Source organism: Rhodococcus sp. 05-2254-6, from assembly GCF_002258565.1.
In the GTDB taxonomy this organism is placed as follows: domain Bacteria; phylum Actinomycetota; class Actinomycetes; order Mycobacteriales; family Mycobacteriaceae; genus Rhodococcoides.
Genome location: NZ_NOZF01000110.1, coordinates 112,089 through 136,710 on the forward strand (window position 1 = coordinate 112,089; position 24,622 = coordinate 136,710).

General features: G+C 65.6%; 31 protein-coding genes and 1 pseudogene. 24 read left to right on the top strand and 8 right to left on the bottom strand.

The genetic code is table 11. The features are described 5' to 3' along the window. Window positions 1-24: 24 nt before the first annotated feature. From CH256_RS14085 to CH256_RS14095, 3 genes are all read left to right on the top strand, one after another. Window positions 25-414 (top strand): hypothetical protein, encoded by a 390-nt coding sequence (locus CH256_RS14085; protein WP_094640108.1) that lies wholly within the window; start codon window positions 25-27, stop codon window positions 412-414. A gap of 66 nt (window positions 415-480) precedes the next feature. Then, entirely contained in the window at window positions 481-2,784 is a 2,304-nt protein-coding gene (secA2, locus tag CH256_RS14090) for an accessory Sec system translocase SecA2 (RefSeq protein WP_094640107.1), read from the top strand. Further along, window positions 2,777-3,184, top strand: coding sequence for an META domain-containing protein (locus CH256_RS14095; RefSeq protein ID WP_068052689.1), 408 nt, complete (start codon window positions 2,777-2,779; stop codon window positions 3,182-3,184). The genes secA2 and CH256_RS14095 overlap by 8 nt, the downstream gene beginning before the upstream one ends. A gap of 4 nt (window positions 3,185-3,188) precedes the next feature. On the opposite strand, the gene CH256_RS14100 is transcribed toward CH256_RS14095, so the two are convergent. Continuing rightward, complete coding sequence (locus CH256_RS14100; RefSeq protein WP_094669876.1) at window positions 3,189-3,776, bottom strand: TetR/AcrR family transcriptional regulator C-terminal domain-containing protein; 588 nt, start codon at window positions 3,774-3,776, stop codon at window positions 3,189-3,191. A gap of 125 nt (window positions 3,777-3,901) precedes the next feature. On the opposite strand from CH256_RS14100, the gene bioB reads away from it, so the two are divergent. From bioB to CH256_RS14115, 3 genes are read left to right on the top strand one after another with little or no spacing between them, the layout of a single operon-like run. After that, window positions 3,902-4,894 carry a biotin synthase BioB gene (gene bioB, locus CH256_RS14105; protein WP_068052684.1) on the top strand — a complete coding sequence of 331 codons (993 nt, stop codon included), beginning with the start codon at window positions 3,902-3,904 and terminating at the stop codon, window positions 4,892-4,894. Window positions 4,895-4,916: 22 nt separating this feature from the next. Then, a complete protein-coding gene (bsaP, locus tag CH256_RS14110; protein WP_094640104.1) occupies window positions 4,917-5,141 on the top strand; it encodes a biotin synthase auxiliary protein BsaP in 225 nt (74 codons plus the stop codon). Beyond that, window positions 5,142-5,738, top strand: coding sequence for a DUF2567 domain-containing protein (locus CH256_RS14115; protein WP_255183228.1), 597 nt, complete (start codon window positions 5,142-5,144; stop codon window positions 5,736-5,738). A gap of 10 nt (window positions 5,739-5,748) precedes the next feature. Here the strand turns inward: CH256_RS14115 and CH256_RS14120 are convergent, their stop codons facing one another. Further along, the gene (locus tag CH256_RS14120) at window positions 5,749-6,459 is read right to left on the bottom strand and encodes an NUDIX hydrolase (RefSeq protein ID WP_176460262.1); all 711 of its coding nucleotides are present in this window, start codon (window positions 6,457-6,459) and stop codon (window positions 5,749-5,751) included. 67 nt (window positions 6,460-6,526) lie between these two features. Between CH256_RS14120 and nadA the strand changes: the two genes are divergently transcribed. The 5 genes from nadA (at window position 6,527) to CH256_RS14145 (ending at window position 10,682) form a co-directional block, all read left to right on the top strand. Beyond that, window positions 6,527-7,585, top strand: coding sequence for a quinolinate synthase NadA (nadA, locus tag CH256_RS14125; RefSeq protein WP_179272107.1), 1,059 nt, complete (start codon window positions 6,527-6,529; stop codon window positions 7,583-7,585). After that, window positions 7,582-9,150 carry an L-aspartate oxidase gene (locus tag CH256_RS14130; RefSeq protein ID WP_094669877.1) on the top strand — a complete coding sequence of 523 codons (1,569 nt, stop codon included), beginning with the start codon at window positions 7,582-7,584 and terminating at the stop codon, window positions 9,148-9,150. The genes nadA and CH256_RS14130 overlap by 4 nt, the downstream gene beginning before the upstream one ends. 1 nt (window position 9,151) lies before the next feature. Next, a complete protein-coding gene (gene nadC, locus CH256_RS14135) occupies window positions 9,152-10,027 on the top strand; it encodes a carboxylating nicotinate-nucleotide diphosphorylase (RefSeq protein ID WP_068052672.1) in 876 nt (291 codons plus the stop codon). 33 nt (window positions 10,028-10,060) lie between these two features. After that, on the top strand, window positions 10,061-10,435 hold the full coding sequence (locus tag CH256_RS14140; RefSeq protein ID WP_037192726.1) for an RNA-binding S4 domain-containing protein: 375 nt from the start codon (window positions 10,061-10,063) through the stop codon (window positions 10,433-10,435). Between the two features lie 64 nt (window positions 10,436-10,499). After that, the gene (locus CH256_RS14145; RefSeq protein ID WP_068052666.1) at window positions 10,500-10,682 is read left to right on the top strand and encodes a hypothetical protein; all 183 of its coding nucleotides are present in this window, start codon (window positions 10,500-10,502) and stop codon (window positions 10,680-10,682) included. Between the two features lie 53 nt (window positions 10,683-10,735). Here the strand turns inward: CH256_RS14145 and CH256_RS14150 are convergent, their stop codons facing one another. Together CH256_RS14150 and CH256_RS14155 are read right to left on the bottom strand one after the other, a co-directional pair. Beyond that, window positions 10,736-12,643: an HNH endonuclease signature motif containing protein gene (locus CH256_RS14150; RefSeq protein ID WP_094669878.1), complete on the bottom strand. Its 1,908-nt coding sequence runs from the start codon at window positions 12,641-12,643 to the stop codon at window positions 10,736-10,738. 80 nt (window positions 12,644-12,723) lie between these two features. Further along, entirely contained in the window at window positions 12,724-13,707 is a 984-nt protein-coding gene (locus CH256_RS14155; protein ID WP_094669879.1) for a LysR family transcriptional regulator, read from the bottom strand. Between the two features lie 78 nt (window positions 13,708-13,785). On the opposite strand from CH256_RS14155, the gene CH256_RS14160 reads away from it, so the two are divergent. Continuing rightward, window positions 13,786-14,202 carry a DUF5997 family protein gene (locus CH256_RS14160; protein ID WP_094669880.1) on the top strand — a complete coding sequence of 139 codons (417 nt, stop codon included), beginning with the start codon at window positions 13,786-13,788 and terminating at the stop codon, window positions 14,200-14,202. On the opposite strand, the gene CH256_RS14165 is transcribed toward CH256_RS14160, so the two are convergent. From CH256_RS14165 to rhtB, 3 genes are read right to left on the bottom strand one after another with little or no spacing between them, the layout of a single operon-like run. After that, complete coding sequence (locus CH256_RS14165) at window positions 14,199-14,582, bottom strand: YchJ family protein (RefSeq protein WP_094669881.1); 384 nt, start codon at window positions 14,580-14,582, stop codon at window positions 14,199-14,201. The genes CH256_RS14160 and CH256_RS14165 overlap by 4 nt on opposite strands. Further along, window positions 14,579-14,725 carry a hypothetical protein gene (locus CH256_RS28100; RefSeq protein WP_179272101.1) on the bottom strand — a complete coding sequence of 49 codons (147 nt, stop codon included), beginning with the start codon at window positions 14,723-14,725 and terminating at the stop codon, window positions 14,579-14,581. Before CH256_RS28100 ends, CH256_RS14165 begins: the two co-directional genes overlap by 4 nt. An 11-nt stretch (window positions 14,726-14,736) precedes the next feature. Further along, a complete protein-coding gene (gene rhtB / locus CH256_RS14170) occupies window positions 14,737-15,363 on the bottom strand; it encodes a homoserine/homoserine lactone efflux protein (protein ID WP_068052647.1) in 627 nt (208 codons plus the stop codon). An 82-nt stretch (window positions 15,364-15,445) separates the two neighbouring features. Between rhtB and CH256_RS14175 the strand changes: the two genes are divergently transcribed. The 12 genes from CH256_RS14175 to hisI all read left to right on the top strand — a co-directional run bounded on the left by CH256_RS14175 (window position 15,446) and on the right by hisI (window position 24,419). After that, a complete protein-coding gene (locus CH256_RS14175; RefSeq protein WP_094669882.1) occupies window positions 15,446-15,913 on the top strand; it encodes an SRPBCC family protein in 468 nt (155 codons plus the stop codon). Window positions 15,914-15,934: 21 nt separating this feature from the next. Beyond that, on the top strand, window positions 15,935-16,453 hold the full coding sequence (locus CH256_RS14180) for a DinB family protein (RefSeq protein WP_094669883.1): 519 nt from the start codon (window positions 15,935-15,937) through the stop codon (window positions 16,451-16,453). 89 nt (window positions 16,454-16,542) lie between these two features. Further along, the gene (gene hisD / locus CH256_RS14185) at window positions 16,543-17,895 is read left to right on the top strand and encodes a histidinol dehydrogenase (protein ID WP_094669884.1); all 1,353 of its coding nucleotides are present in this window, start codon (window positions 16,543-16,545) and stop codon (window positions 17,893-17,895) included. After that, window positions 17,892-19,022 (top strand): histidinol-phosphate transaminase, encoded by a 1,131-nt coding sequence (locus tag CH256_RS14190; protein WP_094669885.1) that lies wholly within the window; start codon window positions 17,892-17,894, stop codon window positions 19,020-19,022. Before hisD ends, CH256_RS14190 begins: the two co-directional genes overlap by 4 nt. Beyond that, the gene (gene hisB / locus CH256_RS14195) at window positions 19,019-19,642 is read left to right on the top strand and encodes an imidazoleglycerol-phosphate dehydratase HisB (protein ID WP_032394340.1); all 624 of its coding nucleotides are present in this window, start codon (window positions 19,019-19,021) and stop codon (window positions 19,640-19,642) included. Before CH256_RS14190 ends, hisB begins: the two co-directional genes overlap by 4 nt. A 61-nt stretch (window positions 19,643-19,703) precedes the next feature. Continuing rightward, the gene (locus CH256_RS14200) at window positions 19,704-20,822 is read left to right on the top strand and encodes an MFS transporter (protein ID WP_094669899.1); all 1,119 of its coding nucleotides are present in this window, start codon (window positions 19,704-19,706) and stop codon (window positions 20,820-20,822) included. After that, a complete protein-coding gene (gene hisH, locus CH256_RS14205) occupies window positions 20,819-21,448 on the top strand; it encodes an imidazole glycerol phosphate synthase subunit HisH (RefSeq protein WP_094669886.1) in 630 nt (209 codons plus the stop codon). The genes CH256_RS14200 and hisH overlap by 4 nt, the downstream gene beginning before the upstream one ends. After that, entirely contained in the window at window positions 21,445-21,651 is a 207-nt protein-coding gene (locus tag CH256_RS14210) for a hypothetical protein (RefSeq protein ID WP_094669887.1), read from the top strand. The genes hisH and CH256_RS14210 overlap by 4 nt, the downstream gene beginning before the upstream one ends. Window positions 21,652-21,707: 56 nt before the next feature. Then, complete coding sequence (priA, locus tag CH256_RS14215) at window positions 21,708-22,442, top strand: bifunctional 1-(5-phosphoribosyl)-5-((5-phosphoribosylamino)methylideneamino)imidazole-4-carboxamide isomerase/phosphoribosylanthranilate isomerase PriA (RefSeq protein ID WP_008715867.1); 735 nt, start codon at window positions 21,708-21,710, stop codon at window positions 22,440-22,442. A 7-nt stretch (window positions 22,443-22,449) separates the two neighbouring features. Further along, the gene (locus CH256_RS14220; protein WP_094669888.1) at window positions 22,450-23,280 is read left to right on the top strand and encodes an inositol monophosphatase family protein; all 831 of its coding nucleotides are present in this window, start codon (window positions 22,450-22,452) and stop codon (window positions 23,278-23,280) included. Further along, window positions 23,277-24,050: an imidazole glycerol phosphate synthase subunit HisF gene (gene hisF, locus CH256_RS14225; RefSeq protein WP_068052619.1), complete on the top strand. Its 774-nt coding sequence runs from the start codon at window positions 23,277-23,279 to the stop codon at window positions 24,048-24,050. The genes CH256_RS14220 and hisF overlap by 4 nt, the downstream gene beginning before the upstream one ends. A gap of 15 nt (window positions 24,051-24,065) precedes the next feature. Next, window positions 24,066-24,419 carry a phosphoribosyl-AMP cyclohydrolase gene (gene hisI, locus CH256_RS14230; RefSeq protein ID WP_068052616.1) on the top strand — a complete coding sequence of 118 codons (354 nt, stop codon included), beginning with the start codon at window positions 24,066-24,068 and terminating at the stop codon, window positions 24,417-24,419. Here hisI and CH256_RS14235 read toward each other — a convergent pair. Then, window positions 24,410-24,622 (bottom strand): annotated as a pseudogene (locus tag CH256_RS14235) (MarR family transcriptional regulator); the annotation flags it as partial. The gene hisI and the pseudogene CH256_RS14235 sit on opposite strands and share 10 nt — an antisense overlap.

Below are 24,622 nucleotides of genomic sequence, written 5' to 3' on the forward strand. Positions count from 1 at the left end.
GGAATGGGTCCTACCGTTGTCGATATGACACCTGACAACGAATCGGTCGACAGCTTCTTCGCTCGTTATACGGGGTACCTGACCTCGGGTGATCTCGACGGTCTGGCCGAGATCTACAACTATCCGGCTCTGGCGGTCACAGCGCGGGGATGTGCGGCGATCGCCGAGCCGCAGCAGACCCGAGAGTTCTTTCGGCAGGGGCAGACCTACTATCGGTCGCGCGGAATCGAGGGTGTGCGGGCCCGCGACATCGTCACCGAGGCCGAGGTGCCGGGTATCTGGGTCGGGCATCTTCTTCTCGAGAACCTCGACTCCGACGGTTCGCCGGTGGGAACCGAGCGCAATGCCTATCAGGTGGTGACGTTGGACGACGGCACGCGCCGGATCGCGGTGACGACGCCGCTCGATGCCTAGAGCTGGGCGGAGCCGCATCGGTACTGTGGGCGAGAACGGTTTTTCTTTCTCAGGTAGGGATAACAGATGGCTTTGGGCTCCGACCGATTCTGGCGTGTACTCGGCCGATCCGCACAGAAGGCGCAGAGCACCTCGCGTCGAAGCGTCGACCGGGCCCGGGAGCACGCGGAGTGGGCAGCCGCCCTGAGCGAGAGTGAATTGGCGACCGAGGCGGCCGCGCTGCGTGTCGACGCCGCCGAGCGTCTCGACGTTCCGCGGTATCTGGCGCTGACGCGCGAGGCGAGTGAGCGTGCGCTGAAGCTACGGCCCTTCGACGTGCAGCTGCACGGTGCCGTGCGGTTGCTCGCCGGTGACGTGGTGGAAATGGCAACCGGCGAGGGCAAGACGTTGGCCGGCGCGATCGCTGCCGTCGGATACGTGTTGTCCGGACGCGCGGTGCACGTCATCTCGGTCAACGACTTTCTCGCGCAACGCGACGCGCAGTGGATGCAACCGCTGTTCGAGTCCCTCGGTATCGCCGTAGGTTCCATCGGCGAGTCCTCGACTGCCCAGGAGCGGCGCACCGCCTACGCCTGCGACATCACCTATGCCTCGGTCAACGAAATTGGTTTCGATGTTCTGCGTGATCATCTGGTGAACGACCGCGACGATCTGGTCGCGCCCGTGCCGGACGTTGCCCTGATCGACGAGGCCGATTCCGTGCTGGTCGACGAGGCGCTCGTTCCGCTGGTGTTGGCCGGTTCGGTCTCCGGTGACGTCTCGACTTCGACGGTCATGGATGCAGTCCGGTTGTTGGACAAGGGCGTTCATTTCGACACCGATGCCGAAGGACGCAACGTGTTCCTCACCGACGAGGGCGCGTTGCGGATGGAGAAGGAACTGGGCGGAATCGACCTGTACTCCGAGCAGCACGTAGGGACGACGTTGGTTGCGGTCAACGTGGCCCTGCACGCCCAGGTGCTGGTCCAGCGCGACGTCGATTACATCGTTCGTGACGGACGCGTGCAGCTGATCAACGCCTCACGTGGCCGAGTGGCCGAACTGCAGCGCTGGCCGGACGGGTTGCAGGCCGCGGTCGAGATCAAGGAAGGGCTCGCCCCCACCGAGACCGGTGAGATTCTCGACACGATCACCGTGCAGGCGTTGATCAACCGGTACGCAACGGTGTGCGGTATGACCGGTACGGCCATGGCGGCGGGGGAGCAGCTTCGCACGTTCTACAGCCTCGGTGTCTCGGTCATCGCCCCCAATGTGCCGACGGTGCGCGTCGACGAGGACGACCGTGTGTACGACACGATCGAGCACAAGAACGCTGCAATTGCATTGCAGGTGAAAGAGATTCACGAGACCGGTCAGCCGATTCTCATCGGTACCCACGATGTCGCCGAGTCCGAGGCGCTGGCCGAGACGCTCACCGCCTCGGGCGTCGACGTGGTGGTACTCAACGCCAAGAACGACGCCGAGGAAGCGGCGGTCATCGCCGCGGCGGGTGTGCACGGCGCAGTGACGGTATCGACGCAGATCGCCGGGCGCGGAACCGACATCAAGCTCGGTGGTCCCGAGGGCACCGATCGCGAACGTATTGCCGAGCTCGGCGGACTGTTCGTTCTCGGTACCGGTCGTCACACCACCGAGCGTCTCGACAATCAGCTCCGCGGACGTGCAGGCAGGCAGGGAGATCCAGGGCGCTCGCTGTTCTTCGGCAGTTGGGAGGACGACGTCGTCAAGAACAACATCGGCGACAAGGATGCACCGAAGGACACCGACGAGAGCGGAATGTTCACTTCCTCGGCTGCGGCCGACCGCGTCGATCATGCACAGCGCATCGCCGAGGGTCAGATGCTCGAGATACATTCGCGTACCTGGCGTTACAACCAGCTGACGGCTCAGCACCGTGAGATCCTGGACCGCCGCCGGGCCACGTTGCTCGACACCGACGAGGCGTTGACGCTACTCGAGCAGCACGCGCCTGCGCGCTCGAAGGAGTTGCGCGAGAACGTGTCCGAGGAGACTCTGGTCGAGGTCGCCCGTCAGATCGTTCTGTACCACCTCGATCGGTCGTGGTCGGACTATCTCGCGCACCTCGCCGACGTGCGCGAGAGTATTCACCTGCGCGCACTGGGTCGGGAGAATCCGTTGGACGAGTACCACCGGATCGCTGTCGAGGCGTTCAAGACGGTGTCCTCCAAGGCGATGGATCTCTCGCACGCTACGTTCGAGTCGGCCGAGATCACCTCGGACGGAATCGATCTGGACGAAGCGGGCTTGCGACGCCCGACGTCGACCTGGACGTACATGGTGCACGACAACCCGTTCGCGTCCCGCGGAAATGCCGGTGCGGCCGGTCTGGGGCCGATCTTCGGTGGCTGACGCGCGGCGCGCGCTGGTCGCTCTCGCGTTGGGTGCGAGTGCGGTGGCCTCCGGGTGCACCGACTCGTACGGTGAATTCCCGGCCGGCAAGACGTACTCGTCGGTCGAGGCACCCGACTCCTACACGCCGGTCGCCGGAACGACGGTCAGGCTCGAGTTCGTCGACGACCGAATCTCGGCCGAGGCCGGGTGCAACAGGTTGTTCGGCACCGTGGACACCTCGCAGGGCAGGATCACCATCGACTCTCTCGGGTCGACGCGGATGGCCTGCCCGGAGGCGTTGATGGAGCAGGACCGGTGGCTGTCGGAGTTCCTGACCTCCACCCCGCGGTGGTCTCGGGACGACGGAACCATGACTTTGGACAACGGGAACGGGCGGATCGTCTTCGCCGAATTCTGATCGACTAGTGGCGGATGCGGTCCGCCGCGGTATGCCGTACTCCGTCGAGGAAGAGCTTCAGTCCGAAATCGAATCTGCTCGTCGGGTCGGGTTCTTCGAAGAGCGGTGACGCGTCGGGCGTGAGGGCTCCGACGGAGTCCATCTGTAGGCGCGCCTGCTCGTCCACGGTCTGGCCCAGGATGTAGTACAGCAACGTGTCGGCGGTGAGTTCCGCGTCGCGTCGCGGCAGTCCCGCTCGAATGCACACGGCGGCAATGCGTTCGCGAATGTGGTTGGTGGTCAGCCTCGACGCGTAGGTCGCGGCCACCAATTCGGCACCGTCGCGTCGGGAGAGAAGGGCGTCGCGCAGTCGGTGGGCGATCTGCCCGATCTGTGCGTCCCACGAATCTTCGGTGGACGGCGCATCGGCACCGGAGAGTATGTGATCGGCGATGGCACCGAGCAGCGTCTGTTTGTTGGGGAAGTGCCAGTACAGCGCGCCGGGTTGCACGTGCAGCGACATAGCGAGTCGCCGCATCGTCAGGTCTGCCAGGCCGTACTCGTCGAGAATGGCGATCGCGCCGTCCAGGACGTCCTGCCTGTTCAGTTGCACTGCTGCCCCCAAGTCGTTCGACGCATCTTCGCTTTGACAGTAGCCGAGCCCGGCGCCTAACGTGAACGCCGTTCAACTTGAACGGTGTTCAATGATGATGCCGTTCGACTACGAGGGGACCCGGAATGGACATTTTGCGCACGGCGCGTACTCAGGTGCTCGGCGACGGCATCGCGCTCGATCGATCTCAGGTTCTCGAGGTTCTCGAGCTCGGCGACGACCGTCTCGAGGAGACGATGCTGTTGGCCCACGAGGTGCGGATGAAGTGGTGCGGGCCCGAGGTCGAGGTGGAAGGAATCATCAGCCTCAAGACCGGTGGGTGTCCCGAGGATTGTCACTTCTGTTCGCAGTCCGGACTTTTCGCTTCCCCGGTTCGTGCTGCGTGGCTCGACATTCCGTCGCTGGTGGAAGCTGCGAAGCAGACCGCGAAGACCGGAGCCACGGAATTCTGCATCGTCGCGGCGGTGCGCGGCCCCGACGCTCGGCTGCTCGCGCAGGTCGCCGCCGGTATCGAAGCCATCCGGAACGAAGTCGAGATCGATATCGCGTGCTCGCTCGGCATGCTCGACCAGGACCAGGTCGATCAGCTCGCGGCGATGGGCGTGCATCGGTACAACCACAATCTCGAGACCTCTCGCTCGTATTTCCCGAACGTGGTGACCACCCATACCTGGGAGGAGCGGTGGAATACCCTGCGCATGGTGCGGGAGGCCGGCATGGAGGTGTGCTGCGGCGGAATTCTCGGTATGGGGGAGACGCTCGCGCAGCGGGCCGAATTCGCCGCCGATCTCACTGCTCTCGAACCCGACGAGGTGCCCCTGAACTTCCTCAACCCCAGGCCTGGAACGCCGTTCGGAGATCTCGATGTGCTGCCGGCGTCCGATGCTCTGCGCGCCGTCGCCGCGTTTCGTCTCGCTCTGCCACGCACGATTCTGCGATTTGCAGGCGGACGCGAGATCACCCTCGGCGACCTCGGTGCCAAGCAGGGAATTCTCGGCGGGATCAACGCCGTCATCGTCGGCAACTACCTGACGACACTCGGCCGCCCGGCGGAGCAGGATCTCGATCTTCTCGGCGAGCTGCAGATGCCGATCAAAGCGCTGAACTCGACGATCTGATGGGCGTATTAGGGTGGGTCGAATGACGAGCGAGACCCACTACGACCCGTACACCGGTCGGCCTGTCGACGCCGGAGCCGAGGTGAGTGCGGGTTCGTTGTCGGTCGCCGTCCGGCTCGGTTTGGAGCCGCCGCGGTTCTGCGCAGAATGCGGTCGCCGCCTGGTGGTGCAGATCGTCCCCGACGGGTGGACGTCGCTGTGCTCGCGTCACGGCCTCGTCGATTCGGCCACGACGGGTAGGCGCTAGGTGGTCACGTCGGACGTTCTCGAAGTGCCGCCGCGGAGCAGCACCGTTCGGGTGTTGTCGGTGGTTGTCGGAATCTCGGTGGCAGTCTCGGCTCTGGGTGGGATGCTGTGGGGATTCCTGGCACCGGCGCAGCAGTTGCTCGTGGTGGCGCAGGATCGTGGGGCGGCCCTGACCGGGGAGAGCCTGCACAGCTTCGACGGGCTTGCGATGTTCTCGTTCCTTTCCTTGGCCCTCGGTCTCGTTCTCCCGATCGGGTGGTGGCTGTGGAGGTCCGAGCGGGGGCCACGGCTGTTCGGTGCCGTCTTCGTCGGCGCACTCGTCGGCTCGGTCGCTGCGATCCTGGTGGGCAACGGGATTGCTGCTCTTCGGTTTCCGAAGGTCACCGATCCGGCGGTCGGGTCGATCGTCACCGTTGCGCCCAGTATCGAGACTCCGCAGGTGCTGATCGTTCAGGCGCTGATGGCTTCGCTGGTGATCATGCTTCTGGCCGCGATGAATCCCAACGACAATCTGCAACACACCGATCCCGATCCGGACGACCTCGATGTCGAGTTCTTCCCGCCGCCACCGTCGTTCGACTCGAATCGAGCCGACTGACAGCAGCCGTTCACGCCTGGGGCGGTCGCAATGCGGCGAACTCGTCGGTGACTCGAATGCTGTTGTCGGCAAAGCGGAACAGTGCAGGCGGCCTACCACCGGCCTTGCCCGACGGCGCGCGCCGTCCGGTGGGTTCGATCACTCCGCGCCGGCTCAGCACCCGCTGCAGGTTGGTGGCATCGACCTGATATCCGAGTGCGGCACCGTAGATCTCGCGCAGCGACGAGATGGCGAAATCGACCGGAGCCAGTGCGAATCCGATGTTGGTGTACGAGAGTTTGGCGACCAGTCGATGTCTCGCGTGCGCGACGACGGTTCCGTGATCGAACGACATGTCGGGCAGTGCCGCAACCGGGTGCCATGCGGTGTCCGAGGGAAGTGTCGGCTCGGCCGAGATCGGTACCAGGCCCAGGAAGGTCGACGCGATCCGCCGATCTCCCGGTACGCGTTCGGGTTCGCTGAAGACCGACAGCTGCTCGAGGTGCGCCACCGAGCGCACGTCGACCTTCTCGGCGAGCTGACGGCGCGCGGAGGCGGCGAGGTTCTCGTCGTCGCGCAGCGTGCCACCGGGCAGCGACCAGGTGCCGGCCTCGGGGTCGAGGGCGCGCTGCCACAGCAGCACCGCCAGTTCCGGGGCGTCGGGGTCGGAAAAGGCTCGAACTTGGAACACCGCAATGAGTACTTCGTGGACGGTGCTACGATAGGTCACGTTTTCGATCATAGGTCGAAAACTCCCTCGGAGGAAATTCGGTCACCGACGACCGGATGATCGGTGAAGGAGAACCGTCATGACCAGCAGCGCTACCCGGGTGAACATCCTGGACTCGGCATTCGCCGGAGTTCGCGACATCGTCGACGGAGCAGGTGGTTACGGGGGAGTGGAGGCAACTCCCGAGTGGGCGGCAGAGGTTCGACGGCTCGCCGATCTGCGCGGCGCGACGCTGCTCGCGCACAACTACCAGCTGCCTGCGATTCAGGACGTTGCCGACCATGTCGGCGACTCGCTCGCGCTCTCGCGGATGGCCGCCGAGGTCTCCGAGGACACGATCGTGTTCTGCGGAGTTCATTTCATGGCCGAGACGGCAAAGATCCTGAGCCCACAGAAAACGATCCTCATCCCGGACCAGCGCGCCGGCTGCTCACTGGCCGATTCCATCACCGCAGACCAGCTCCGCGAATGGAAGGCCGATTTTCCCGACGCCGTCGTCGTCTCGTACGTCAACACCACCGCCGAGATCAAAGCACTGACCGACATCTGCTGCACTTCGTCGAACGCCGTCGAGGTCGTCGAGTCGATCGATCCGGGCCGCGACATCCTGTTCCTGCCCGATCAGTTCCTCGGCGCGCACGTCAAGCGCGTGACCGGGCGCGAGAACCTGCACATCTGGGCCGGAGAATGCCATGTGCACGCCGGTATCAACGGCGACGAGTTGGCCGAGAAGTCTCGCACCCACCCCGATGCCGAGCTGTACGTGCACCCCGAATGCGGCTGCGCCACATCGGCTCTGTACCTCGCAGGCGAGGGGTTCGTACCCGCCGACAAGGTCAAGATCCTCTCCACCGGCGGCATGCTCGACGCTGCCCGCACCACCGCGTCCAAGCAGGTTCTGGTCGCCACCGAGATCGGCATGCTGCATCAGCTGCGGATGGCGGCACCCGACGTCGACTTCCTCGCCGTCAACGACCGCGCATCGTGCGGCTACATGAAGATGATCACCCCTGCTGCTCTGCTGCGCTGCCTCGTCGAGGGGCGCGACGAGGTGCACGTCGACCTCGAGACCGCGAACATCGCGAGCAAGTCGGTGCAGCGGATGATCGAGATCGGCACCCCTGGCGGCGGCGAGTGAATCCATCGGTCGCGTGGGAAACCGCGGCCGATCTCGTCGTGGTCGGCGGTGGAATTGCCGGACTCACCGCGGCTCGCACGGCGGCAGCTCGCGGCCTGCGGGTGCTGACCGTCAGCAAGGGGCGTTCCACCGACACCGCGACGCAGTACGCCCAGGGTGGGATCGCGGTCGTCGGCCCCGAACTCGAGGATTCTATCGAATCGCATGTGGCCGACACCTGCGTCGTCGGTGCCGGCCTGTGCGACGAGGACGCGGTGCGTTCCATCGTCTCCGGCGGGCGGGCGGCGATCACCTCGCTCGAAGCTGCGGGCGCTCAGTTCGACCTAGCGGCCGACGGCACCGTTGCGCGGACCCGCGAGGGTGGCCACAGCGTTCGTCGCATCGTTCATGCCGGGGGAGACGCCACCGGAGCGGAGGTGCAGCGCACGTTGGACGCGTCCGTGCCCACGGTGCAGTTCGACACCACCGCGCTGCGGGTACTGACCACCCACGGCGAGGTGGTCGGTCTGCTCGTGCGCGGGCCTCGCGGTGTCGGCGTCGTTCATTGCCCGACGGTGCTGCTCGCGACCGGCGGACTGGGACAACTCTTCTCGTGCAGCACCAACCCGTCCGGCGCGACGGCCGACGGCATCGCCCTCGCCCTCGACGCCGGTGCTCGGATCGCGGATCTGGAATTCGTGCAGTTCCATCCGACGGTGTTGTTCGCCGCGGGGTCGACGGGCCGCCGCCCGTTGATCAGTGAGGCAGTGCGGGGAGAGGGAGCCCGCCTGGTCGATGTCACCGGCCGTGCCTTCATGGCGGGAGTGCATCCCCTCGGCGACCTCGCGCCACGCGACGTGGTGTCCCGCGCCATCGCCGAGCTGCTGCACGAGCGTGGTGACGACCACGTTCTGCTGGATGCCCGCGCGGTGGAACGCGTCCACGAACGGTTCCCGACCGTGACCGCCTCGTGCCTCGAGGCCGGAATCGATCCGGCGACGGACCTGATTCCGGTGGCACCCGCAGCGCACTACTCGTGCGGGGGCGTGGCGACGGATACATCCGGGCGCACCTCGGTTCCCGGCTTGCTCGCCGCAGGCGAAGTGGCGCGCACCGGCTTGCACGGTGCCAACAGGTTGGCGTCGAACAGTCTGCTCGAGGGTCTCGTCGTCGGTGAGCGCGCGGCCTACGTGGCTGCCGAACGGGTCGGCCGACACGGCAGCATTTCGGATGTCGCATTGCCCACGTATCGCCGCATCGACCGCGCGGTGCTGCAGCGAACCATGACCGCCGAGGTCGGCGTCGTACGCGATGCAACGGGTCTTGCTGCGGCGCAACGCGTCCTGGCCCACTGTGTCGTGTCGGAACCGCCGGTCGATGCACGTGCTGTCGAGGATGCTGCGTTGACCGCTGCGGCGGAGGTCATCGTGCTGGCCGCGAACCACCGCCGCGAAAGCAGAGGGTGCCACACCCGACGGGATTTCCCCGAGAGTGCACCGGCGCAACGTCGAAGCCTGCACATCGAACGAGATCCCGATGGACGGTTGGCGATCGTGAACGACGACGTGATGACGGGAGCACGCTGACATGACCGATACTGCGAACGAGGTGAACCCGGGCGTCGATCGCGCCGAGGTACTCGCACTGATCCGGACCGCGCTCGACGAGGACCTGCGGTTCGGACCCGACATCACCACGCTGGCGACGGTATCCGAGGATGCTGTCACCACGGCGTCGGTGGTTCCGCGCCAGTTCGGCACGATCGCCGGGATCGACGTCGGCCTCCTGGTTCTCGACGAGGTGATCGGAGCCGACGGATACTCCGTCGTGCATCGCATCGAGGACGGATCCGAGGTCGAACCGAGACAGGCCGTTCTGACGGTCGAGGCGCCGACGCGGGGTCTGCTCACTGCCGAACGCACGATGCTCAACATCGTCTGCCATCTCTCTGGAATCGCCACTGCGACGGCCGGCTGGGTCGCCGAGGTCGCAGACACCGAGTGCAAGATCCGGGACAGTCGAAAGACGTTGCCGGGGTTGCGTTCGCTGCAGAAGTACGCGGTACGCGCAGGTGGTGGCGTCAATCACCGGATGGGTCTGGGCGATGCCGCGCTGATCAAGGACAATCACGTGGCAGCGGCAGGTTCGGTCGTCGCCGCTCTGAACGCGGTGCGGGCTGCGGCTCCCGACATCGCGTGCGAGGTCGAGGTCGACAGCCTCGAGCAACTCGACCAGGTGCTGGCGGAGAACGTCGAACTCGTTCTGCTGGACAACTTCGCGCTGTGGCAGACGCAGATGGCCGTGCAGCGCCGAGACAAGTTCGCGCCGCAGACGAAGCTGGAATCCTCGGGTGGCCTGACCGTCGACGTGGCACGTGACTATGCGCGCACGGGGGTCGACTTTCTTGCTGTCGGCGGTCTGACACACTCGGTGACAGTGCTCGATCTCGGCCTGGACATGTAGTCGAGCCTCGCAATGTGAGGAATTCGTTCGAAGATGGAAGTTCAGAGTGTCCGCCTCGACAGTTGGATCTGGGCGGTCCGGTTGTTCAAGACGCGGTCTGCCGCCGCTGCTGCCTGCCGCGGCGGCCACGTCCGTGTCAACGGAACTCCTGCCAAACCCGGGCATCGCATCGGCCCCGACGACGAGATCAGGCTCCGGTCCGACGGAGTGGAGAAGATCGTCGTCGTGGTGCGGGCCATCGGCAAACGCGTCGGCGCAGCGGTCGTGCCGGAGTGCTTGATCGATCGCAGTCCGCCGCCGCCCCCGAAGGAAGTACTGGCTTCCGTGCCGAGGCGTGATCGAGGGGCAGGCAGGCCCACCAAGCGCGATCGTCGTGAGATCGACCGTCTGCGGGGCCTTGGCCTCTAGTGCATCCGACTCCTTTCAGTTACCTTCGGTAACGACAAGTAGTTCGTACGCAAGGAGGTGTGGAATGGACTCCGTCCTGTGGACTCCACGTTTCGCCGCCGTGTATTTCCTGGCAGCAGCGTTGCTGCTCATTCTGTTCGTGGCGATCGACGCTTCCCTCGTCATCGCTGCACCGCTTCTGTTGACGTTGGTGGGACTCGGGGTAGCTGTTCTGATTCACAATCGAAAGCGCCACCCGGTTCGCTGAATCACGTCAGCGCGGGTGCAGGCAGGGCTGTGCCCTGAGACTGGTGTGGGTGGTCAGGCGGGTTGTCGTGGTTCCTCGTCGCCGGTGTCGTCATGCTGGTCGGGTGGATACAGCACCTCTTCGGGGTGGTGTGCGTGATTGATCAGCCCACGCCTACGTGGGTCCATCCCGGCCGGTGGATGCCACAGGGTGCGGCCCGGATAGCGATGTGCTGCTCCGGTTTTCGTGGTTGCCCACTTTCCGGGTCCGGTGCCGACGAGTGCGTGGTGCATGTCGCAGCCGAAGGTCAATCCGTCGATGTCGGTGTTGCCGCCGTCGATCCAGTCGGTGAGGTGGTGGGCTTGGCACCAGGTTGCGGGGCGGGTGCAGGAGGGGAAGCTGCAGCCACGGTCTCGGGCGATGAGCACGATGCGTTGGTCTGCGGAGGCGATGCGTTTCGATCGACCCAGATAGAGGGCTCTGCCGTCGTCGTCGAAGATCGTCAGGTAGTGGTGTGCGTGGGAAGCCATGCGGATCGCGTCGCGGATCGACACTCGTGATCCGGTGGCGGTCTTCGCGTATCCGCAGCCGGCTTCCAGATCTTTCAGGCTCATGGTGACGATCGCGGTGACGGGCAGGCCTCGGTGGGTGCCGAGGGTCCCGGAGGCGAGGGTGTGCCGGAGTGCCACCTTCAGGGCGTCGTGACGACGTTCGTTCTGGGTGCGGATGTCACGCTGGACGGCGGCCTCGCGCGTTGACGCCGCCGCCTCGGCCCGTGCCTCACTGCTCTCGGTATCGCCGTGCCCGGCAGCGGTACGCCTGGCAGCAGGGCCGTCGGAGGAAGTGTCGTCGGAGGAGGTGCCGTCGGGGGAGGTGTCGTCAGAGCCTGTACCGCAACCGCATTCGATGCCGCCTCCGCACTCGTCGTGACCGCAAGGGCCGTCACCGCAATGGCCGTCACAGCCACATGGACCGTCGTCCCAGAGTCCCGCATCACTTCGCCACCGGTCTTTACGCTCAGGTAGCGGTGGTGTCTCGGAATTGGAGTCCCCCGATCCTGCATCACTCGCCCCTGCTTCGCGGGGCGTGGTGCCGGGCTGCGGTCGTGCGTCAGCATCCTCGCCCGAGGTCTGGTCGTCCTCGTCGCTTCCGTTCTCGTCGTGGACGATCGATGTCGGGTCTGCGGGGTTGTACATGCCCGGTTTTGCCGCTTTGGAGAACAGGGCCTCGAGGTAGGCCCGTAGTTCGGGGTCGACGCAGAATTTCCCTTCCGACATCCCGTCGACCCCTTGCTCGCCGAGGTAGAAGAACGCATCCCTCCGCTTCCGCGGCTTCGGCGGGTTTCCGTCGTCATCGTCATCGTCATCATCGTGGTCGCCGTCCGGGTTCACCATCGCGTCCAGGCACGCCACCACCGGCGCGAAATCGTCCGGCCGCAATTTCACTGCCTGTTCCACCAACTGTTGTTCGGCGAGATCGCGGGTCTGCGGATCGACACTCGAGGGCAGATGACGGAAGAATTCGCGGATCATCTGCACGTGCTTGGCGTCGAGCAACCCCGCCCGCAGTGCTTCGGCGGTGTGCGGCAGCAACGGGGCCAGAATTTCACCGGAGAACGAGGTGCGATCCCCCAACTCCGCAGCCAGACGCACTCTTGCTCCTGCTGCTCGTGGGGTGATCCGCAGCATCCACGCCACCGACGACGGGACCGAGCCCGGATACACGTCGAGGCCATGCTGAGAAATCAACTCGTTCAGCCAGGTGTATGAGTACGCGGTCAGCGACCGTGTCAGCATCTCCATGCGTTGGATCACCGCACGCCGGTCGGCGTTCGTCCACGACACCGACGCCTGCCCCGCCAACTCGGCAACCGCAGACTCGACCCGCTCCACGAATGCCGACAACTCGGGATCGGACACGTCAGGGGCAGGCGGCACCACATCGATGCCGTCCACCCCTGATCCGCCGTCCCCCGAAAGCATGAACAGAATCTACCGCGACCCACCGACAAACTTTCGAACACAGGTTCGTCCAGGATTCGGGCCGGCGCGAGGGTGCAGATTCAGCGGCGCTTCCCGCTGCGTCGGGCGTTCGTTTTCGTCTTGGCAACGGGGCGAGCAGGTTTGGAGGGGTGCGCTTTCTTCTTCTTGACCGGTGCCTCGTCCGATACACCGCGTGAGCTGCGGGTCGAGCGGCCGCGGACGATGCCGATGAATTCCTCGATGCGGTCGTCCTCGCGTTCGGCGACCCAGGCCAGTGCGATTTGCGACTGCTCGACGTCGGTCACGGGGCGGTAGACGAGGTCCTTACGGGCGTTGAAACGCGCCACCGAGTGCGGCACGATCGCCACCCCCAGCCCGGCAGCCACGTACTCGAACGTCTCCGCGGCGGAGTTCATCGGCGGAAGTTCCGGGCGATTGCCGGTCGTGAGTTCGGTTGCCACAGCTGCCCATTCGGGCACGGTCGCGGGGTCTGCGAGCAAGTGCTCGTCGGCGAGATCGGTCGCGGTGACCGAATCGAATGCGGCGACGGCGTGGTCCTTGGGTACCACCACGACCTGTACTTCTTGGTAGAGACCGATCGCGTTGAGGCCCTCGCGATCGATCGGCGGACGAACGAAGCCGACATCGACCGTGCCGTCGCGCAACGCCGCCACCTGTGTCTCGGGTGTGGTCGCGACCACGGAGAGCGTGACATCAGGGAACCGATCAGCCCAGATGCGCGTCCATTTCGTCAGCGTCACTCCCTCGGCATACCCGATGGTGAACGTCGTCGGCTCGGCAGCAGCAACCTGCGCGAGTTCCGAGAGTCGATCGTCCTCGGCGATCTCCACCAGCGCCCGCTCGAGCAGATCGCGGCCGTCGGCAGTGAGCTCGGTGGGGGATGCCCCCGGCACGAACAGATCGACGCCGAGCTGTTCCTCGAGTTCCACCACCGTCTTGCTCAAGCGGATTCGCGAGATTCCCAGTGACTGAGCAGCGCGCGCGAAATGCAGTTGCTGCGCCACCGCCGCGTACCAGCGCAGTGTCTGCACATCGATGTTCACGGTGTCGAGCCTATGGGACGACGCGGGCGGCGAGCGACCGTGGCGTCGAGAGTGCCGATGGCCGGATAAGCTGTTCCGGTGAGCCCGGAGAACAAGCAGCAGACCATGAAGCCATTGACCGCGGCGAACAAGCTCGGCATCTACCTACCCGCAGCACCCGAAGAGTTTCAGAACTCGATGGTCAGCAGGTCCGAACTGGACGCACTGCGCAGCGATCCGCCGCAGTGGTTGACCGACCTGCAGACCAACGGACCTTTCCCCCGCGACGTCATCGCGAAGAAGCTCGGCGTGTCCATCGCGGGGCTGGCCCGCGGCGGTGTCACCGAAGCGCTCACCAACGAGGCGATCGAAGAACTCGTCGCCAGCCCGCCGCAGTGGCTCGTCCGGGAGCGTCGCACCCAGATTCAGGTGCGCAAGGATGCCGAACGCATCAAGGAGAAGCAGGAAGCACGTCGTACCGCCGGTAATCGGCCGACAAAGCTCCGCAACCTCTAGCGGGAGACCACCCCGTCGAGGTAACGCCAGCGGCCGTCCACTCGGACGAAGCGGCTCACCTCGGTCATCGAGCCCGCCCCGTCGGGATGCTTGTACCGAGCTCGGAATTCGACGGTCCCCGCGTCGTCGAACAATCCACCGGCGTCGGTTGCCAGAATGTCCAGGCGATACCACCGCTGATCGGGGTCCAATTCCAGCTCGGCCGGAGCGGTGTCGGAATGCCACGATCTACGGAGGTAGTCCACGTCTGCGACGGCGAACGCGGTGAATCGCGAGCGCATCAGTGTCTCCGCCGTCGGTGCGTTCGCTACTCCGAGCAGATACGGCTCGCAGCATGCGTCGAACGTGTCACCGCTCGAACACGGGCATCGCCCACTCACTCGTCGACTACCTCGACCGTATAGGTGCCCAGTTCGTGCTCGTCCCGCTTGCCGACGTCCTGGATCCACGTGTTGGCCTCGAGAAGCGTGTCGAACAGTCCCATCCGGATCGGGTCGCCGCCGAGTGCGTTCTTCATGATCACGCGATATTTCCTCACGGAGTCACGCGCCGGACGGTCGCGAGAAACGTCGCAGCGGCGAAGAACATCCCGGCGAACGTGCGATTCATCGTTTTCTGCTGGCGCTGCGACTTCATCAGCCGCAGAACCCGAGATGCCAGGGAGGTGTATCCGGTCATCACCAGCATGTCGACTGCCACCATCGTGGCCGCGATCGCGAGGTACTGGGCGAGCAGGGGCCGAGCCGGGTCGAGGAACTGGGGGAGCACTGCGACCATGAAGACGACCGCCTTCGGGTTGCTCGCGTTGACGAGGAACCCGCGGGCGAGCATCGTCGTTCCGCGGTCGGCCACCGCTGGAGCGTCGGCGACATCGGTGGGGGCCGCACGCCATTGCCGAACGCCCAGATAGACCAGGTAGGCGACGCCGAACCACTTGATGGCGGTGAAGGCCAGCGCGGAGTTCGCCAGAACAGCTCCGAGCCCGACGGCGACGATGCCGATCTGCAGGAGCAACCCGATCTGCAACCCGAAGATGTTCCAATATCCGCGGCGTAGGCCGTAGCGAAGCCCGGTGGACATCGACGCGATGGCACCGGCACCGGGGGAGAGACTGATGACGATACTCGCGCCGAGGAATGCGAGCCACACTGACCAGGACATGCGTTCATTGAACTACGCCCGTCAACTCCGATTCCGCCCGGCAGCGGGTGTCGAACGCAGCGCGACGGGGTAGACCTCCCGAATGGCAGACATCAGAACCATCGACACAGGACCCCAGCAAGTTTCCAAGCAGACCGAGGTTCGAGCGCCTGCGGCCGAATTGTTCGCGATCGTGGCCGATCCGCGCCGCCACGGCGAACTCGACGGGTCCGGAACCGTCAAGGACACCGTCAAAGGCCCCGATCGTCTCAGTAGCGGTGCCACATTCTCGGTCGGCATGAAGCAGTACGGCGTGCCGTACAAGATCACCAGCACCGTCACCGAGTTCGTCGACGCAGACAAGCACAAGGTCGTCGAGTGGCAGCATCCACTGGGGCACAGCTGGCGCTGGGAGTTCGAGGAGAAGCAGCCCGGCCTGACGACGGTCACCGAGAGCTTCAAGTACGCAACAGCGAAGTCCCCGAAGATGCTGGAACTGTTCAAGATGCCGCAGAAGAACGCGCAGGGCATCAAGAGCACGCTGCACAACCTGGCCGCCCGCTACGCCTGACCTGCATCTAGTCTGACCGGCATGCCGATCGATCCCGACACCAAGAACTGGACCTGGGTACTCGAACGAGCCTGCCCGGATTGCGGGTTCGACTCCAGTGCCGTCGTATACGACGACATCCCGGACCTTATTCGCGAAGACGTCGAGCGTTGGGAAACGGTTCTGCGGCGCGATAACGTTGAACTGCGACCCGACGACTCGACGTGGTCCGCCCTCGAGTACGCCGCGCACGTACGTGACGCGCACCGCATCTTCCGTACCCGGCTGGCGCTGGTGCTGACCGAGGACGATCCCGAGTTCGCCAACTGGGACCAGGACGCCACTGCGCTGGCGGACGACTACTACTCCCAGGATCCTGCGACAGTGGAGTCGGAACTCGGTGACGCCGCTCGCGCTCTTGCCGACGATTTCGCCGCTGTTCCGCCCGAGAATCGGCATCGGACCGGTCGGCGCAGCGACGGATCCAACTTCTCGGTCGAATCACTGGCCGCTTACTACATTCACGACCCCATCCATCATCTGTGGGACGTGCGGGGCTGAGCGGAATTCGGTGGAACTATCCTGGGTGTTCGAACCACACTGTTTCGACCGAACCCCGGCACCGAACCGACTTCACGAAGGGGCCCACTATGCCTGCCCGCATCGAGCTCGCCCGCGTCGATCTACGCGGACGAACTCCATCCACCGCCGAGCTACGCGGCGCACTTCCTCGAGGCGGAGTGGATGTCGATTCGGTGCTGCATCAGGTTCGCCCCGTCGTCGATGCCGTCCGCGAACGCGGCACCGAGGCTGCGCTCGAGTTCAGTGAGAAGTTCGACGGCGTCCGGCCGGATCGCATTCGCGTCCCGCAGGAAGAACTGGTCAAGGCCCTCGCCGAGCTCGATTCCGATGTTCGCGCTGCTCTCGAGGTCGCGATCGAACGAACCCGTCTGGTGCACTCGGATCAGCGTCGAACCGACCACACCACCCAGGTGGTACCCGGCGGCACGGTGACCGAACGCTGGATCCCCGTCGATCGCGTCGGCCTGTACGTGCCCGGCGGCAACGCCGTGTATCCGTCGTCGGTCGTGATGAACGTGGTGCCCGCGCAGATCGCAGGCGTCGGCTCTCTGGTGGTGGCATCGCCGCCGCAGAAGAACTTCGGCGGCCTGCCGCACCCGACGATCCTGGCTGCGGCGCAGCTGCTCGGCGTCGACGAGGTCTGGGCCGTCGGCGGTGGACAGGGTGTCGCGCTGCTCACCTACGGCGGCGTCGACACCGACGGCGGCGAGTTGGCACCGGTCGATCTGATCACCGGTCCGGGCAACATCTACGTCACGGCCGCCAAGCGACTGTGTCGCTCGCTCATCGGAATCGACTCCGAGGCAGGACCAACCGAGATCGCGATTCTCGCCGACGCCACCGCGGACCCGATTCACGTGGCAGCGGACCTCATCAGCCAGGCCGAACACGACGTCATGGCGGCCAGCGTGTTGGTCACCGACAGTATCGAACTGGCCGATGCCGTGGACGAGGCCGTCAACGCACAGATGGCGTCCACCCGGCATGCAGAACGCGTGGCCACCGCACTGAACGGAAGCCAGTCCGGCATCGTGCTGGTCGACGACGTCACGCAGGGATTGGCCGTGGTCAACGCCTACGCCGCCGAGCACCTCGAGATCCAGACGAAGGACGCGTCCGACGTCGCAGCCCGGGTGCGCAGCGCCGGTGCCGTGTTCGTCGGAGCGTGGTCTCCGGTGAGCCTCGGTGACTACTGCGCCGGTTCCAATCACGTTCTGCCGACTGCGGGATGCGCGCGCCACTCGTCCGGCCTGAGTGTGCAGACGTTCCTGCGCGGAATCCATGTGGTGGACTACAGCGAAGCCGCGCTCAAAGATGTTGCGGCACATGTTATTGCGCTGGCCAATGCCGAGGATCTGCCGGCTCACGGCGAAGCGGTGCGGCTGCGGTTCGAAGGGTTGCGCACCGGTGACCCATCATGACCGATGCTCTGGGGCAAGCGGTCTCGCTGGACGACCTTCCGCTGCGTGAAGCACTGATCGGCAAATCACCGTATGGTGCGCCGCAGCTCACCGTGCCGGTTCAGCTGAACACCAACGAAAATCCGCACCCGCCGACGCAGGCCTTGATCGACGATGTGGCGGACTCCGTTCGGATCGCCGCCGGGCAGCTGCACCGTTACCCGGATCGCGATGCCGACGAATTACGGGCCGACCTCGCCCGGTACCTCACCGAGCAGACCGGCTTCGCTGTCGACGCGGCCAACGTGTGGGCGGCCAACGGCTCCAACGAGATTCTGCAGCAGTTGCTGCAGGCGTTCGGGGGACCGGATCGCACCGCGCTGGGCTTCGTGCCGTCGTACTCGATGCACCCGATCATCTCCTCCGGGACGCAGACCGAATGGATCCCGGCAAAGCGTCGGGCAGATTTCTCGCTCGACGTCGACTACGCAGTCCAGGCGATCGAAGAACGTCGACCCGACGTCGTGTTCGTCACCAGCCCCAACAATCCGACGGGCCACAGCATCGACGAGGCGGATCTGCGCCGAATCCTCGACGCGGCACCGGGAATTGTGGTGGTCGACGAGGCCTATGCCGAGTTCTCCTCTGCGCCGAGCGCGATCGGGTTGATCGAGAGCTATCCGAGCAAGATCGTGGTCAGCCGAACGATGAGCAAGGCGTTTGCGTTCGCCGGCGGTCGGCTGGGATATCTCGTTGCCGCCCCGGCCGTTGTCGACGCAATGCTGTTGGTGCGCTTGCCCTATCACCTCTCGGTCGTCACGCAGGCAGCTGCGCGGGCGGCGCTGCGGCACGCCTCGGACACTCTCGGGAGCGTCGCCGAACTGTCCGCCGAACGGGATCGGGTGGCAGCGGCGCTGGGCCACCAGGGGTACGACGTGGTGCCGTCCGATGCCAACTTCCTGCTCTTCGGCCGGTTCTCCGATGCGGCCGCGACCTGGCAGCAATACCTGGACGAAGGCGTGCTCATCCGGGACGTCGGTATTCCCGGATATCTTCGCGTCACCATCGGACTGGCGCACGAGAACGACCGATTCCTCACCGTCAGCGCAGCACTTGCATCGACCGAAACAGCAGAGGCACCGAAGTGACCACACCCGCTCCCCGCATCGCCAAGATCGAGCGCACCACCAAGGAATCCGACATCTCGGTGGAGCTGAACCTCGACGGCACCGGCATCGTCGACATCTCCACCGGCGTTCCGTTCTACGACCACATGCTCACCGCGCTCGGTACCCATGCTCGTTTCGACCTGACGGTGCGCGCGAAGGGCGACATCGAGATCGAGGCGCACCACACCGTCGAGGACACCGCGATCGTGCTCGGCCAGGCCCTCGGTCAGGCCCTCGGCGACAAGGCGGGCATCACTCGGTTCGGTGACTCGTTCATTCCGATGGACGAAACGCTCGTGCACGCGGCCGTCGACGTGTCCGGTCGTCCGTACTGCGTACACACCGGCGAGCCGGACTACATGGTGCACTCCGTCATCGGCGGCTATCCCGGCGTTCCGTACTCCACGGTGATCAACAAGCACGTGTTCGAGACGCTGGCCTCGAATGCCCGGATCGCACTGCACGTCCGGGTGATCTACGGCCGCGACCAGCATCACATCACCGAGGCCGAGTTCAAGGCAGTGGCTCGGGCGCTGCGTCAGGCAACGGAGTACGACCCCCGCGTCACCGGTGTGCTGTCCACCAAGGGAAGTCTGTGATCGGTCGATCGGCGCTCGTGCGTTGAGCGGCCTGAGCTCCATCCGCGGTCTTCCGGCCGCGATGGCCATGGGTGCGGCGTCGTTCGGTGGCTGGGGACTGCTGCTTCCGGTGGTCCCCCTCGCGGTGTCCCAGTCGGGGGCATCGGATGCAGTGGCGGCTGCCAGTACCGCGATCTTCATGGCCACGACGGTGATCACTCAACTGTTCGTGCCGAGCATGCTGATGAAGGTCGGCCACCGCGCGGTTCTCGCGGCCGGATGCTTGCTCCTCGGGTTACCCGCGCTGCTGTTCATCGTCTCCGTCGAGGCCGCTCCGGCGCTGGCGGTGTCCGCCCTGCGGGGCACCGGGTTCGGAATGTTGACGGTCGCCGGTGCCGCCATCGTCGCCGAGCTCGCTCCGACGGCGTTGCTCGGCCGGGCAACGGGCGCGCAGGGCATCGCCGTCGCCTTGTCTCAGATGGTCACGCTGCCACTGGGTCTGGTGATTTTCGCGGCGAGTCCGACGGCCGTGTTCGTCCTCGGTGCTCTGGTGCCCGCAGCCGGCCTGATCGGAGTGGCGCTGTTGCCGCCGACCCGGCCCGCACCGCAGCCGCCGAGGATCGAGCGGGTTCGCCTCGATGTACGTCGATTCCTGGTGCCGTGTCTCGTCGTTGCCTCGGTGTCCGCGGCATACGGGGGAATCACCAGTCTGTTGCCGATCGCCGAATCGAACCGAGCCGCGATGATCGGACTCGCACTGGCCGTCGTCAGCGCCGCGATGCTCGTCGGACGATACGTCGCAGGGTCGGTGGCGGACCGAATCGGAATCGGACGCTCCGTGTTTCCGGCTCTGGTGTCGGCGGCGATCGGCATCGCTCTCTTCGCAATCGCCGCGCTCGGCAACATGCCAGCGGCGCTGTTCTTCGTCGCAGCCGTCCTGTTCGGAATCGGGTACGGCGCATGCCAGAACGACAGTCTCGTGATGGCGTTCGACGCAGCCGGCCCCGCCCGTTACAGCAGCGCGAGCGCCGTCTGGAACATCAGCTTCGACGCGGGGACCGGGGCGGGCGCACTCGCCCTCGGCGTCCTGGCGACAAGTGTGGGGTACACCGCCGGATTCGCCGCCGCGGCTGCCACGGTGGTCGTCGTCGCGGCGGTGGCGCTCATCGCGAGACCACGCCCCGATAGACTTCCCACATGACTTCTGTGGTGTTGCTCGATTACGGCTCGGGCAATCTGCACTCGGCGAAGAGAGCTCTCGCCCGGGTCGGTGCCGATGTGACCGTGACCTCTGACTTCGACGAGGCTCTGAACGCAGAAGCGTTGGTCGTTCCCGGTGTCGGTGCGTTCGCCGCCTGCATGGAAGGTCTGTTGGCGGTGAAGGGCGACCGCATCATCGGCCGTCGCCTGGCCGGCGGACGTCCCGTGCTCGGCATCTGCGTCGGAATGCAGATCCTGTTCGACCGCGGCGTCGAGTTCGGTGTCGAGGCGAACGGTTGCGGGGAGTGGCCGGGAACGGTGGAGCGTTTGCAGGCCGAGGTGCTGCCCCACATGGGGTGGAACACCGTCGAGGCACCGGAGAAGAGCGTGCTGTTCGACGGCATCGATCCCGAGACCCGGTTCTACTTCGTCCATTCCTACGCCGCGCAGCAGTGGGAGCTCGAACTCAGCGACGCCATCGCTGCCCCGTTGCTCACCTGGGCCGATCACGGCGGCCGGTTTCTCGCTGCAGTGGAGAACGGTGCGCTCTCGGCCACTCAGTTCCACCCGGAGAAGTCCGGTGACGCCGGGGCCGCGCTGCTGGAGAACTGGGTCCGATCGGTGTGAGCGAGCGCGAGTTCTCACTCGGGCGCTTGGCCTTTCGAGCACTCGGTGCAGCCGTGATCGTGCTCGCCCTCGCGACGGCACTGATCGCGGTGCTGCAGCCGAGCGCCGGGGTGGGTCTGGTCATCGCGTTGGCCGGTGTGGTCGGCGCGATCGCGGCCATGGGCGTGGTGTCCACCCGCATGACGCGCAAGGAACTCCGGTAGCACCACAGTCGACCCGTTTTGAGTTCACACACGCTCGGCCCGTAGCATAACCGCACGTGAGCCTGGTCTTATTGCCTGCTGTCGATGTCGCAGGCGGCGAAGCTGTCCGTCTCGTTCAAGGAGAAGCAGGAAGCGAAACGAAGTACGGGTCGCCTCGCGACGCCGCACTCGCGTGGCAGAACGACGGTGCCGAGTGGGTCCACCTCGTCGATCTCGACGCTGCGTTCGGCCGCGGATCCAACCGCGAGCTGCTGGCGTCGGTCGTCGGCGAGCTCGACGTCAAGGTGGAGCTGTCCGGCGGAATTCGTGACGACGAGTCGCTGCGCGCGGCGCTGGCGACCGGTTGCGCGCGAGTCAATCTCGGCACCGCAGCCCTCGAAGATCCGCAGTGGTGCTCCCGCGCGATCGGCGAGTTCGGTGATCGTGTCGCCGTCGGTCTGGACGTGCTCATCGTCGACGGAGCGCCGCGGTTGCGCGGTCGCGGTTGGGTGAGCGACGGCGGCGACCTCTGGGAGGTTCTCGAGCGGCTCGAGCGCGACGGGTGCTCGCGCTACGTCGTCACCGACGTCACCAAGGACGGCACGTTGACCGGACCCAACCTGGAACTGCTCGCCGATGTGTGTGCCAAGACCGACAAGCCGGTCATCGCGTCGGGTGGCGTGTCCACGATTGCAGACCTGGAGGCGATCGCCGGACTCGTCGACCGCGGGGTGGAGGGATCCATCGTCGGAAAGGCGCTGTACGCCGGACGTTTCACACTCCCGGACGCCCTCGCCGCGGTGTCTCGGTAACGCAGGAATGACCGTTCCCGAGGACCCGACTCGTCTGCTCGAGATCGCCGGCGGTCTGCTCGACGGCATCCACGATCGGTTCGTCGCCGGCGTCGGCGCACCGAGCGCGGTGCAGAAGGGCCCCGACGACTTCGCCACGGCGGTGGACCTGGAACTCGAGCGGCGGCTCGGTGCGGAATTGTTCGAGGCCACCGGAATCGCCGTTCACGGTGAGGAGTTCGGGGGACCGGACCTGAACTCGGGACTCGTCTGGGTGCTGGACCCGATCGACGGGACCTTCAACTACTCGTCGGGATTGCCCTCGGCCGGAACGTTGTTGGCGTTGCTCGACGACGGCGAGCCGGTGCTCGGGCTCACCTGGCTGCCGTTGGTGGATCAGCGTTTCGGCGCTGTGGCAGGCGGGCCCCTGCTGCTCAACGGTGTCGCCCTCCCGGCGCTGAAGCCGAAAGCGTTGCGCGAGTCCATGATCGGGTTCGGTGCGTTCAACGTCGCCAGCCGCGGTTCGCTGCCGGGCCGGTTCCGATTCCGCATTCTCGAAGAGTTGTCGATGCATTCCTCGCGACTGCGGATGCACGGTGCCACCGGAGTCGATCTGGCGTACACGGCCAGCGGAGTACTCGGCGGCGCAGTCGTCTTCGGTCACCGTGCCTGGGACAACGCGGCCGGTGCGCTGCTGGTACGCGCAGCAGGCGGAATCGTGACCGACCTCGCGGGTGAACCCTGGACCGTCGACTCTGCATCGGTCCTGGCAGCCGGGCCAGGAGTGCACGAAGAATTGCTGAAGGTGATCACCGAACTCGGTGATCCCGTCGACTATCTGGAAGGACCGGTGCGATGAGCGTCGCGGTCAGAGTGATTCCGTGCCTCGACGTCGACGCCGGACGGGTCGTCAAGGGAGTCAACTTCGAAAACCTCCGTGACGCAGGCGATCCCGTGGAGCTCGCGGCCGCCTACGACGCGCAGGGTGCCGACGAACTGACCTTCCTCGACGTCACCGCGTCGACCTCGGACAGGGGCACGATGCTCGACGTCGTCAGCCGCACCGCCGAGCAGGTCTTCATCCCGCTCACCGTCGGCGGGGGAGTGCGCACCGTCGCCGATGTGGATCGGCTGTTGCGAGCCGGTGCGGACAAGGTCAGCGTCAACACCGCTGCGATCGCCCGACCGGAGTTGTTGCGCGAGCTCAGCGAACGGTTCGGCTCACAGTGCATCGTGCTCTCGGTCGATGCCCGAACCGTCCCTCAGGGGCAGCAGGACACCCCGTCGGGCTGGGAAGTAACCACGCACGGCGGCAAACGCGGCACCGGCATCGACGCCGTCGAATGGGCAGTACGCGGTGCAGAACTGGGCGTCGGGGAGATCCTGCTCAATTCGATGGACGCCGACGGAACGAAGGCTGGATTCGATCTGCCGATGATCGCCGCCGTTCGGTCTGCGGTGCACGTGCCGGTGATCGCCAGCGGTGGAGCCGGTAGCGTCGAGCACTTCTCGCCGGCAGTGCACGCCGGAGCGGACGCCGTTCTTGCCGCGAGTGTCTTCCACTTCGGCGATCTCACCATCGGCCAGGTCAAAGATGCGATGCGCGCCGAGCACATCGTCGTTCGATAGCGAAGAGGATTTTCGATGACACTCGACCCGACGCTGTCCGCGCGGCTCAAGCGCAACGAGGCCGGGCTGTTCAGCGCTGTCGTGCAGGAAAGATCCACCGGTCAGGTACTCATGGTTGCCTGGATGGACGACGAGGCACTCGCTCGAACCCTCGACACCCGTAAGGGCACTTACTACTCGCGGTCCAGGCAGCAGTACTGGGTCAAGGGTGAGACGTCGGGTCACACGCAGTACGTGCACGAGGTTCGACTCGACTGCGACGGTGACACCGTGCTGCTGGTCGTCGATCAGGTCGGCGCGGCATGCCACACCGGCACACATACCTGCTTCGACGCCGACGTCCTGTTGGGCCCCGACACTCAGGCGTGACCGGTTCCCGCTGCTATTCCCTTGTCCAACTGAGCCAGCAGAGTCGAACTCAGGGTCCCGAGCTGCTCGACCTCCGCGTCGGACAGACCCTCGAACACCAGCGACTGCACCGTGCCGACGTGCCCGGGTGCCGATTCCACGACCTTGGCCATACCTGCGTCGGTCAGCACCGCATAGGATCCCCGGCTGCCCGGGATGCTCTC